Source organism: Acidiphilium sp. JA12-A1 (genome assembly GCF_000724705.2).
In the GTDB taxonomy this organism is placed as follows: domain Bacteria; phylum Pseudomonadota; class Alphaproteobacteria; order Acetobacterales; family Acetobacteraceae; genus Acidiphilium; species Acidiphilium multivorum.
The window spans coordinates 39,806-50,707 of sequence record NZ_JFHO01000059.1 but is presented as its reverse complement, the minus strand read 5'-3'; the positions used below and the strand labels follow the sequence as shown (position 1 = coordinate 50,707).

The window sequence follows — 10,902 nt, the reverse complement described above, 5'->3', positions numbered from 1 at the left end:
GTGCCCATCGCCTGCAGCGCCCGCGTCGCCGCCGAGGCGCCGGCGCTCGCGCCGAACGCGCCCTGCGCCGCCGCCAGCCCGTTCTCCGCCGCGCTCAGCGCGCCGCCCACAACCCCCTGCGCCGCGGCAATGCTCCCGGGCGCCGTCACCGTTACGGAGCCGAGCGAAAGTCCCACCAGCCCGGCCAGGCCACCGGCGCTGACGAGATCAAGCCCCGCCTGCGCCAGCGCGTCCGGCACCGCCGTCACCAGGTTCTGCGCCTCGACCAGCTCGATCGAGAACGGAATCCACCAGGGTTTCTCGTAAACCGCGACGAAATCCGCGATCACCACCTCAAAGGCGAAGCCGCTCCAGGCTAGCGGCAGGGTCGCCCCCGCCGCCCGCGCCACATCGAGCAGTTGCGCCCGCGCCTCGGCATCGGGGCCGGAGAAAGTGCCCGCGAAACGGATGATCCCCGCCGCCGCGCCGAGCGTGTCGATCACGCGGCCGCCGCCCGGCAGCTCATGCACCGCCAGCCGCTGGCAGCCGCCGAACTCGATCGCCTGCGGCACCTCGAAATCCCGGAAGGCAACGCCGCCCAGCGTCACCATGATCGCCGCCATCTTCCGCCTCCCGCTTTCAGAATCCCGGCTTGCGGCCCGGGAACACCGGCGACATGCGCGTGTCGTATCCGGTCACGCCCGAAGGCGGCCGCCGCGCCTCGTCGCCGAACAACCCGCCGAGCCAGCGGCCGAGATCCATCCGCTCCGGCGCCGCGAACCGCGTCTCCGGCCGCACCGCCGCCGCCGCCAGCCCCGTTGCCTCCGCACCGACCGCCCGCCCCGGCACGACCGGCGCCACCGGTCGCGCCGACAATGCGGATGAAACATGAGCCCCATTCCAGGCATGCGGTCCGGAGCGACCTGACGCCACATGCGGGGCCACCACGCGGCGCGAAGCCGCCATCGCCGGAGCCCCGGCGCGCAGGGCGGTGTGGATCAGCGGCACGTCCCGCGCCACCGCCCGCCTCGATCGTGCCGCCGGCACCCGATGCGCCGGCAGATGCGCGCCCGCCCGCCGAATCTCCGGCCCGAAGCCGTGCGCCACGCGCCGCCCCGTCACAGCCGCAGCCCACAGGCCGGGGCGGAACGAAGCATAATGCCGCGGATGCCATGGATGCCGCGCGCGATCCGTCGGAAACCGCGCGGCATGTTGCCATCCACCGGGCCGTGCCCACACCGCCCCGCCGTCGCGGCGGCTGGTCGGAAACGCCACCGCTGCCGCCTGCATGGCGGACGTCACCGCCCGCCGCATTCTCCGCGCCCCCAAGCGCAGCCGGCGGGGCGCGATCCGCCCGAACCCGCCCCGCGCCAACCCGGCGAACCGCGCCCCCGCACCGTCGCGCCATCTCACACCTGCACCCACGCCATCGCCTTCCAGTCGAATGTCAGCCCGTCCAGCTCCCCGCACGCGACGACGAACGCGATCCGCTCCGCCTCGCCGAGCGTGAAGGCCACCTCGAACGGCACCCCGCGCCCGACCAGGTAGAGACAGTCGATCAGCGCGGGGTGCCGGCTCAGTTTCCCGCGAGCGCCTTCACCGTATCGGCATCCTCCGGCTGCAACGCCGCCGCCGCCGCCTCGATGCCCGCCTCGCCGAGCCGCTCGACGGCGTTTTCCACCGCCGCCTCGCTCGCCGGAAACGGCAGCGGCACGCCATCGATCGCGCTGACCGACGCCGCCAGCGAGGCGACGCCAAGATACGCCTCGTTCATCGACAGCTCCGGCCCAAGCGCCTTGAACAGGCGCAGCCGGTCGAGCATCGTCAGCGGCCGCAGCGCGAGCACCCGCCCGCGCGCGTCCTCCACCGCGCCGCCGCTCATACGCGCCTGCGCGTCGAGGCGAAGAAGTCGAGCTTCTGCGCCACCGGCATGTCGCCGCGATACACGCCCGCCGAGCTGAGCTTGAACACGACCCCATCGAACTGGTAGGTCGAGGTCGATCCGTCAGTTTCATTCACATATTGATAGAGCGTTCCCGGCGGAATCGCCTGCCCCGACAGATAGGCCTGCTCGATCTGCGCCATGAAATCGTCGGCCGCCGAGGTGCCGCGGTCGAGCAGGAAACTTCCCTGCCATCCCCTCGGCAGTTCGGCGCCGAGCTGCACCCCGTCGAGCCGGTCGACGCGCACGCTCTGCGTCACCTGGCTCACCTCGAATCCGGTCACATGGGCAAGATCGACCCGGCCGAACGGCCCCATGACGACGAGCTGGCAATCATTGCCAACGGTAAACGTGTTATATGGCATCTGCTACCTCACACCGTGCCCTGGGGCAGGGTCTGCTGGCTGACCTGCACGGTCTGCCCGCCCTCGACATTGACGATGAACCGCTCGTTGATCGCCTGGTACTGCACCTGCACATCGGCCTGCACATAGCCAAGCCCGGTGCGCGAAGGCGGATTGTTCGAGGCATCGCACACCACGGCGAAGGGCAGCGCCCCGTTGGTGGTGCCGAGCATGCCCTGGCCGAGCATCGTGTTCAGGAAGGCCAGCAGCGTGCCGCGGATGCGGCGGAACAGCGTCTCGTTCACCAGCTGGCCGACGTACTGCCCCATCCCCGCCGACAGGGTGGCGGCGATGTAGTTGGTCATGCGGGTGTAGTTGTCGCCGTTGGTGGCGCTGTCGGACGAGGCGTTGAACCCGCCGCGCACGCCCCAGAATGCCCCGCCCGGCTGCGGATTGGCGATCACGTCGATCCCGGCCGACATCAGCGCCGACAGATCGGCCGACGAATAGGTGCTGGTGGTGCCCGATGCGGCGCGCCCCGATTTCTGGCTGCCGACGACGCCATAGAGCGGCTTGTTCAGCGAGCTCTGTTCCGGCGAGAGATTGGCGAGCCGCCCGGCCACGAAACCCTGCGGCGACACCAGCCGGGTCATCCCGTTCGCCTGGTCGTACCACCAGATCCAGTCGCCGAACATCACCTTGGCAGCATAGGAATCGATCCCCGCCGTCCGCTTCGCCGACACCGCATTGGCGATCGTGTCGCCCGGCGGCCCGGCCAGGATCATGTAGCAGCCTTCCTCGAGGCCGAAGGCGACGGTCGGGCTCCACTGCGTCGGATCGTCGAGATCGGCCAGCACCGCGATCCCGCAGCCCTGCCCGCGCAGCGCATACATCCCGCTCCGCGGCAGCGTGTCCTGGCCCACGAGCGAGGCGGCGGTCAGCCCGCCGGCGCCGTCGCTGCCCGGCGTGCCGGCCGCGAACGGATAGACCCCCGTCACCGGCGGGGTCGACAACGTGCCGGCACTCGCCACCACCAGCTCGGAGGCGCCGCGCAGCGGCCCCGTCCCCGCATTCACCGCATTCGCCGCCGCCTGCCAGAACGCGGCTCCGGTGCCGGCGATGTTGTCGAACACCTCCGGCGTGCGCCCCGGCAGCGCCACGGTCAGCCGCCAGCTGTTCGCCGCCGACCCGGCCGAAACCGTCACCGTGATCGCGTTGCCGAGCGATCCGGTATGGAGCGCCGTCAGCGTCAGCGCGCCGAGAATGGAAACCGAGGCCGCGGCATCGGTGCCGTCGCTCACCCGCACGCAGCGGAAATTCGACGCCCCCTGCTGCACCGCCACGGCCACCGCCGTGCCCATGTCGTATTGCCGCGCCATCACCGGCCCGAAGGATGCGGCATAGTCGCCCATCGAGCCGACGATCATCGGCTCGCCCACCGGCCCCCACGATGCCGAGCCGACCACGCCGAGCACATCGGTCGGCACGCCGTTGAGCAGCAGCGTCTGCGGCGGCACGATCTGCACATAGAGGTCGGGAACGATCAGCGCCGTCGTGTTCAGCGCGCCTGCCTGCGATATCGGCATGCCTCAGCCCTCCGCCACAACCCGCACGACCGACCCGGCCTGGGCGGACGCCAGCACGGCGTCGATCTTCGCCGCGTCGGTAATCGTGTCGCCCCGCCTGAAGCCCTCGAACGGCTTCACCACCACCAGTTTGATCTTCATCGTCTCTCCTTCAGCCGGTCATGCCGGCGATGAACGCACCGTCCGCCGCGATCCCGCCGACCCCGAACAGCATGGCCGGCGTCGTCATCGCCTCGGTGGTCGGATATTCCGCGTCGTAAATGAGGTCCCGCCGGTACAGCCCGGCATCGATCGACCTGTCCGTGGTCTCGGTGCCCACAAAGCGCAGCCGCGCCGCCGCGCCATCGGCGAGGCCGATGAACTGCGGCGCCGCCAGCGCGGGGTCGATCACCGCCGTCGCCGCGTCCCGCGTCAGCGGGTCCGGGCACCACAGCGAAATCCGGAACGGCTGCACCTGGCGCTTGATCTCCCGCAGCGCGACGCCCCCGGCCACGACGCGGGCGATCAGCCCGTGCGCCGCCGGCACGCTCAGCGTCGTCCCCGCGTAATTCACCAGCCACCCCGCCGCGCGCAGCAGGGCGGCGAGATTGCTCGCCACACTCGCCGGCGTGTCGCGGGCCTGCACGGCATAGGGAAAGATCGCGCCATCGACGGCGATGCCGGCGAGCTGCCCGGCCGCGCATTGCCCCGCGAACGTCGCCGCCATTCCCGCGACGCTGACCGACAGCGTCGCCGGCACCGGCGCCACCTCGATCCATTCGCGCGGATAGCGCGTCACGTTGCGCACACCGCCCGGCTCGGCGAACACGGTGGCGTGCATCACGCCCCGCGCGAGATCCGCCTCCAGCGCCGGCGCGTTCGGCATGCCGCGATAGACCCGGCACGTCACCATCCCGTCCGGCCCGGCGATCGCCGATGCCGCCGCCGTTCCCGCCGGATAGGAAGCCGTCGCGATCAGCGAGACGATCGCGTTCTCGACATCCTGCTGCCCCGCCATCAGACGATGCTCGCCGAAAGCGCGAGCCGCCAGATCCCGCCGAACAGCTCCGCCTGGTCGATCACGAACTGCCGCCCGCGCGCATCGCGCACCACATCCGCCACGTCCGGCGCCAGCCCCTCCACCGCCGCCACCGCGGCGATGTAGCCCGGCGCGCGCGTGTCGTCCGGCAGCCCGGCCTCGGCATGGGTCCCGCCCCGCGCCGGCAGCAGCGCCGCCGGAAATCCCGCCAGCACGCCGCGCGCCCCGGCGCCGAGAATCGCCCCATAGGGATTGATCCCCGGCACCGCCTGCGCCGCCGGCCGCCAGATCGACAGCGTCTCGTTGCAGCGCGCCCCCAGCACCGGCGCCGGCGGCTCGTTGTTCACCACGAGAAACGTCCCCGCCGGCCCGGCGACATAATCCCCGCCGCGCACATAGGCCTGGTCCAGCACGAGTTGCCGATAGGGCAGGCCGAGCGGCGCCGGCCCGCGCACCGAGCCCGAGACCGGCAACACCAGCACGCCCAGCCGCACCAGCCGGTTCGCCGCGACGATCGGGCACGCCCCGTCGCGCGGCCGGTAGGCGTCGCAGATCACGCCCGCCTTGCGCGCGGCCATGCCGCCGCCGAAGGCGATCCGGTCCGCCAGCCGCGTTCCATCCATGAAGACCTCAAACGATCAGGGTGATGCCATCCGAGGGGCCGAGCGCCGGCCCCGGCGGCAGGCCGAGAAACCCGCACAGTCGCCGCCGCCACTGGTCGAACAGGGCGGCACGGTCGCGCACCTCGTTGGCGTTGTGCTGCCAGCCGGCCGCCGCCTCGGTATCGAGATTGCCGCTCGCCTCCGGAATCGCGACCTCCAGCGCGGCGAGGGTGGCAAGGTAGTTCACCACCACCGCCACCTCTTCCGCCGCCAGGTTGTTCATCCGGTATTCGAGCGTGCCGTAGGCCTGGAAGAACCGCCAGGACTGGAATCCCGCCGCCCCGGCGCCATAGGCCGGATAGCCGCAGAACCGCCGCACATCGACCTTCTGCGCCTCGCTCAGCGTGCCGGGCGCGCTCGAAACACTGCCCGACATGTCAGTAGACCGAGCCGTCGCCGCGGGTGAAATAGACCGTGCCGGCGCCCGAGGCGAGCACGGCGCTCGCCTCGCTCACCAGCCGCCCGGAATCGATCAGCATGCGCCCGCCCGGCGGCACCGGCGTATCCGCCGCACTCGCCGGGCTCATCCCCGCGGTGCCCAGCCGCACGAACGCGACGGACGCCGCGGCGTTGTAGACGAGCAGGCTCGACCCGCCGCCGGAAAGCGCGGTCGAGGCCGCGCTGGTCGAGGCGGCGACGGACGCGGTGCCCGATGGCCTGAAGGGAAGCGAGGACCCGATTGACATGTTCGCCCCCTCCTCAGCCGATATGCTCGATCATCACCGCGCGCTTGAAGTTGGAATTGGTCGCGGTCGGGATGGTGTTCGGCGTCGTCGTGGTGTCGGACGGCGCGCAGAACCCGCCGATCCAGTACCAGGACTGGGCGATGATCTGCTGCAGCCGGTCGATCGGCTCGCGCGTGACCATGGCGACACCGTCGATGATGTGCACCAGCGCATCCTTCGGCGCGACGTCGTCCGCGCCGATGCCGGCGAAATCCGCCTCGATCAGCGCGCCCTTGCCGCAGACGATCGGCCGGCGGATGTACAGCCCCGCCAGTGTGGGATGCGACTGCACATAGGCCTCGGTGGTGGTGATGAAGCGCAGGCCGAGGAAGTCGTTGACCATGCCCTGGCGGAACACCGCGTTGCTCGACGTCGCGCCCTGGAACAGCTGCCGGAAATCCGGATCGGCGAAGAGCTGCCGGGCCGAGACCGGATCGAGATAGCAGTTGTAGACACCGTCGATTTCCGGCACCGCGTTCTGCCGCAGCGTCGCCACCGCATCGAGCAGGGCGGACATGGTCAGCGTGTCGGTCGCCTGCAGCGCGCTGGTCGTCCCGGCCCCCTGCGGCCGGACGATGGCACTCGCCGTCGCGGCGCGCACCGCATTGCCGGCGGTGCCGTCAGACACGCTGACGTCGTTGGAAAAGGTCAGGGTTCCCGAAATCCCGCCCGGCGCCGACGATGCGTTGTTGACATCCGGCGTCACGCCAATGAGCAGATACGTATTCGAACCCACCGTTACCGTCAGCGGATAGCTGGCCGAAACCGCCGTCTGCAGGCCGTTGACGAAAACGGTGGTGAAACCGCGAATATCATCAACCTCGATGCTCGGCGCCGCGCTCGCCAGCGTGGCGCTCACGCGTGTGTTGCCGCCGAAATAGGGGGCGAACAGCGCGTTGCGCGCCAGCTCGTCAAGGCTGCGCGCCGCCTGCTCGCCATTGGTCGCGGCATTCTGCAGGAACTGCGAGGCGATGCCGACGCGGCTGGTCACCATGTTCAGGTCCTGCGTCGCCGCGTAGAAATTCAGCGTCACGGTATACTGCTCGACACCCCAGCCCTGCGGCGTCAGCCCGTTATCGAGATTGGTGTTGGTCGCGGCGGCCAGCGGCGTGGTGACCGATGGCTTCAGCCCGGCGCGGGTCTTGGTCAGCGTCTCGCCGATGCCGACGGCGAAGCTCTCGCGATCCGCCACCATCCGGTAGCCGAGCCGCGAGCGCAGCGCCTGCTCGAATTCGCGCTCGAGGAAGCCCTGCTGGATGATCGGCTGCAGCGAGGCGGGAAAATTCGAAATACCCATGTCGTGTTCCTTCTGGATGACGCAATTCGCCGCGCCCCGGCGAGCGGAGCGCGGTTGTCTGACAACGCGTTAATTTGTTGAAAGCGGCCGGCGGCCGGCTCAGCCCCCGGCGCGCCGAAGCAGTTCGGCACGCGCCGCGCGCCACTCGGCCTCGCTCAGCTCGGTCGCATGGCGCGCCCGCGGCGGCTCCGCGCGCGGCACCGACGCCGTGGATGACGATGACGGCGCGCCGAACAGCCAGGGCTTGTCCCGCTTCAGCTGCGCCATCAGCGCCGCCGCGTCCGGCGCCGTGCCGTCCTCGGCCGGCGTCATCGCCGCCGGGTCGATCAGTCTCAGCCCGTCAAGATCGATCATGCCGGCCCTGACCGCCTCGATCCTGAGTTCGGCCCGCCGCAGCCGCTCGGCGTGTTCGCGCCGCAGCGCCTCCATCGCCTGCTCGGCCGCCATCGCCCTGGCCTGCCAGTCCTCAGGCGCCGCCTGCGGCTCGTCCGGCAGCCCCTCGTGCTCCGCGAATTCGTCGCTCATGCCCCGTTCCGTTCCAGTTGGTCCCCCTCGTCGGCGATGCGCGCGAGTTCCGCCGCCGCATCCCCGATCACATGACTGGCGGCGAGACTCTTCACCGCCGTCTCGCGCGAGAGCTGGCCCGCATTGACCAGCGTCGCGATCGCCTGCGCCTCCTTCAGCCGGTCATCGGCCGAGGCGGCATACCAGCGCGGCCAGCGCAGGCTCAGCCGCAGGTCGGGATCGACCCGCGGCACCGTCCGGCCCATCACCTTCACGTCGAACCGCGCCGCCGCCCGCAGCGCCATCCGCAGCAGCGGCAGCAACCCGCCCTCGCCATAGGCAATCCGCAGATTGTCGGCGAGCCAGATCAACCCCTGGTTCATCAGCTCCAGCGCCCGGCCCGATTGCGGCGCCGCCAGCCGGTCGGCGCTGGCGCGGTTGCCATGCACGCTCTCCAGCGCGAACTCGCGCAGCGTCCGCACGTAGTCGATCACCGCGGCCGAGGCGGTGCCGCCAATCTCCAGCAGCTTGGCATCGCCCTTTTCCGAGACGATCAGCGCATTCCCCGCGCCCTTGACCATCTCGCGGTCGGTCGTCGCCGGCTCCTTGATCAGCAGCGTCGGATCGGAGGCATATTTCAGCCCGCGCCCCACCTGCGACAGCTGGTAATCGATCTCGATCGATGTCTCGATCGCCGCGCGAAAGGTACAGGCGCCATCGGCGCCCTCGCCGCCCGGCAGGTTGCGGATCCACACGATCGGCACGAAGCCGAGGTCATGCCGCACGCTCCGCGCCCGATCCGGCGCGGCCGGCAGCCCTTCGCCCACCGGCACCGGCTCGAACCAGGTCTCCGCCTGCGCATCCCAGCGCCGCTGGAACCAGTAGGTCTGGCCGGGATCGATCCCCTGATAGCCCTGGCCGATCAGTTCCGCGCCCCGCACCTTGTAGAGCTCGGTCACCTGCTCCAGCGTGTCCGGCGCATCCTCCCGCCATTGCGGCGTCAGGTATTGCGTCTCCATCACCGAACAGAAGAACCGCCCCTTCAGCACCCGGAGCAGGATCGCCACCGAGCCGACCGATCCGCGCAGCGCCGCGTCGATCATCACCTCGTTGAGCCGGCATTCGCCGAGGAGGTCGGCCAGCAGCGTCTCGATCTCCGGCTCCGCGCATTCGACGGCGGGGAAATGCCCCGCGCTGAACAGCAGCGAAACCGAATCCTCCACCACGATCCGGCACAGCCCGTAGCGCACCGAAGGCCGCCGCGCCCGCAGCGGCACATATTCGCCCGCCCCGTTGCGCTCCTCCTGGAACGCATAGGGCAGCGCGTCATAGATCGTCCCGTCCAGCACCCGGCGATAGATCTCCAGCCGCCGCGCCCGCGGCGCGAGGTGCGGATCGGCCGGGATCGTCTGGCAGATCGTCTCGAACATGAATTCAGCGCCCCATCAGAGAAAAATTCACCATCCGCGCCGCCACCGGCGCCTGGCCGAGCGTCGCCTCGGCGCGCGCCAGCGCGTCGACCTGGTCGTCCTTCTCGCCATCGGGAAAGGCCCGCAGCTCGGCGAGAAACGCGTCGGTCCAGCCGGCGCGCACCACGCGCGTCCCGCCGGCGCCGATCCGCGCCGCGGCCGGCATCGCCCGCGTCTGTTTCGATCCCGATTCCGGACTGGCGATCACCGTGAACCCGTCCAGCACCCGCCGCAGATGCGCGACCTGCGCGACGCCGGCCTGTCCCGGGTCCTGCGGCAGCGCGATCGCGGTGCCCCGCCCGTCCGCCTCGGCGGTCGCCCGCAGCAAGGCCTCGACCGCCGCCGGCCCCGCCCGCACCCGCACCACGTCGAGCACGACATGCGTGCCATCGGCGGTCAGCCCGAGCTTCAACCCCACGGTCCAGTCCGGATTCCGCCCGGCCGATGCCGCCGTCGCCGCCAGGTCCCAGGCGCGCACGGTGCGCACCACCGCCGGCGGCGCGTCGACGAAGCCGAGCCTGTCGAGTTCGAACAGCGTCCCGCCATCGCGCATCGGCCGCTGCTGGTAGAGCGCGGCGAACACGCGCTCGCCCACCGTCGCCCGCCGCCGGGCGATCGCCCGCGCATCCTCCCATTCGGGCCAGAGCGCCTCGCCCGGCGCCCGTCCGAGCGGGTCGTCCGCCTCGGCGAGTGCTGGCAGCCGCAGCACCGTCCAGCCGCTCTCCCGGGCCATCAGCCGCCCGGCGAGATCGTCCTCATGCCAGCGCGTCATCACCAGCACGACGCGCCCGCCCGGCTTCAGCCGCGAGAGCAGTTCGGCGCGATACCAGTCATGCAGCGCGTCCCGCGCCGCCCGGCTGTCCGCCTCGGCCCAGGATTTCACCGGATCGTCGATCAGGATCAGATCCGCCCGCCGTCCGGTGATCGGCCCGCGCACCCCGGCGGCGAAATACTGGCCACCCCCCTGCAACGAAAACCGCCCCGCCGCCCGGTTGCCGGCGTCGAGAAGCAGGCCGAAATCCTCGCCCGCCTCGGCGATCAGCGCGCGCAACCGGCGGCCGAAATATTCGGCGAGCGAGGCCGTATGGCTCGCCGCGATCACCTCGCCCGCCGGATGGCGGGTGAACCAGAACGCCGGAAACAGCACCGAGGCATAGGTCGATTTCGCCGCCCCCGGCGGCATCTGCACCATCAGCCGGTCGACCTGGCCGGCCGCCACGCGCTCCAGCGCGTCGATCATCGCGAGCTGGTGCCGCGCCGGCCGCAAGCCCTGCGCCTCCAGCACCGCGGCGGCGAACCGGCGGAAATCGCGGGGCCGAACCGCCCCCCCTCTGGTCCCGTCGCAGCACATCATGCACCGCGCCGCGCACAGAACC

The 10,902-nt window shown here is 71.0% G+C and carries 14 protein-coding genes; all 14 read right to left on the bottom strand.

The genetic code is table 11. The annotated features are described in order from the left end of the window. Positions 1 to 602: hypothetical protein (locus RT91_RS11555; protein ID WP_035187394.1), on the bottom strand; the 602-nt coding region annotated here is incomplete at its 3' end. Between the two features lie 16 nt (positions 603 to 618). Further along, a complete protein-coding gene (locus RT91_RS11550) occupies positions 619 to 1,404 on the bottom strand; it encodes a hypothetical protein (RefSeq protein WP_240314275.1) in 786 nt (261 codons plus the stop codon). A 151-nt stretch (positions 1,405 to 1,555) separates the two neighbouring features. After that, positions 1,556 to 1,861: a hypothetical protein gene (locus RT91_RS11545; RefSeq protein WP_007421566.1), complete on the bottom strand. Its 306-nt coding sequence runs from the start codon at positions 1,859 to 1,861 to the stop codon at positions 1,556 to 1,558. Beyond that, positions 1,858 to 2,286 carry a hypothetical protein gene (locus tag RT91_RS11540; RefSeq protein WP_007421565.1) on the bottom strand — a complete coding sequence of 143 codons (429 nt, stop codon included), beginning with the start codon at positions 2,284 to 2,286 and terminating at the stop codon, positions 1,858 to 1,860. Before RT91_RS11540 ends, RT91_RS11545 begins: the two co-directional genes overlap by 4 nt. A gap of 8 nt (positions 2,287 to 2,294) precedes the next feature. Next, positions 2,295 to 3,851 (bottom strand): tail protein, encoded by a 1,557-nt coding sequence (locus RT91_RS11535; RefSeq protein ID WP_007421564.1) that lies wholly within the window; start codon positions 3,849 to 3,851, stop codon positions 2,295 to 2,297. Positions 3,852 to 3,854: 3 nt separating this feature from the next. Next, a complete protein-coding gene (locus RT91_RS22180; RefSeq protein WP_013640860.1) occupies positions 3,855 to 3,992 on the bottom strand; it encodes a hypothetical protein in 138 nt (45 codons plus the stop codon). A 10-nt stretch (positions 3,993 to 4,002) separates the two neighbouring features. Next, a complete protein-coding gene (locus RT91_RS11530; RefSeq protein WP_035187392.1) occupies positions 4,003 to 4,848 on the bottom strand; it encodes a hypothetical protein in 846 nt (281 codons plus the stop codon). Then, positions 4,848 to 5,492: a hypothetical protein gene (locus RT91_RS11525; RefSeq protein WP_012040109.1), complete on the bottom strand. Its 645-nt coding sequence runs from the start codon at positions 5,490 to 5,492 to the stop codon at positions 4,848 to 4,850. Before RT91_RS11525 ends, RT91_RS11530 begins: the two co-directional genes overlap by 1 nt. A 7-nt stretch (positions 5,493 to 5,499) precedes the next feature. Beyond that, the gene (locus RT91_RS11520; RefSeq protein ID WP_012040108.1) at positions 5,500 to 5,907 is read right to left on the bottom strand and encodes a hypothetical protein; all 408 of its coding nucleotides are present in this window, start codon (positions 5,905 to 5,907) and stop codon (positions 5,500 to 5,502) included. A 1-nt stretch (position 5,908) separates the two neighbouring features. Continuing rightward, entirely contained in the window at positions 5,909 to 6,217 is a 309-nt protein-coding gene (locus tag RT91_RS11515) for a hypothetical protein (protein WP_007423130.1), read from the bottom strand. 13 nt (positions 6,218 to 6,230) lie between these two features. Further along, on the bottom strand, positions 6,231 to 7,553 hold the full coding sequence (locus RT91_RS11510; protein WP_035187390.1) for a DUF4043 family protein: 1,323 nt from the start codon (positions 7,551 to 7,553) through the stop codon (positions 6,231 to 6,233). Positions 7,554 to 7,652: 99 nt separating this feature from the next. Further along, positions 7,653 to 8,078: a hypothetical protein gene (locus RT91_RS11505; RefSeq protein WP_007423132.1), complete on the bottom strand. Its 426-nt coding sequence runs from the start codon at positions 8,076 to 8,078 to the stop codon at positions 7,653 to 7,655. Next, positions 8,075 to 9,487 (bottom strand): phage portal protein, encoded by a 1,413-nt coding sequence (locus RT91_RS11500; RefSeq protein WP_035187388.1) that lies wholly within the window; start codon positions 9,485 to 9,487, stop codon positions 8,075 to 8,077. Before RT91_RS11500 ends, RT91_RS11505 begins: the two co-directional genes overlap by 4 nt. A 4-nt stretch (positions 9,488 to 9,491) precedes the next feature. Next, on the bottom strand, positions 9,492 to 10,880 hold the full coding sequence (gene terL / locus RT91_RS11495; protein ID WP_240314274.1) for a phage terminase large subunit: 1,389 nt from the start codon (positions 10,878 to 10,880) through the stop codon (positions 9,492 to 9,494). Between the last annotated feature and the right edge of the window lie 22 nt (positions 10,881 to 10,902).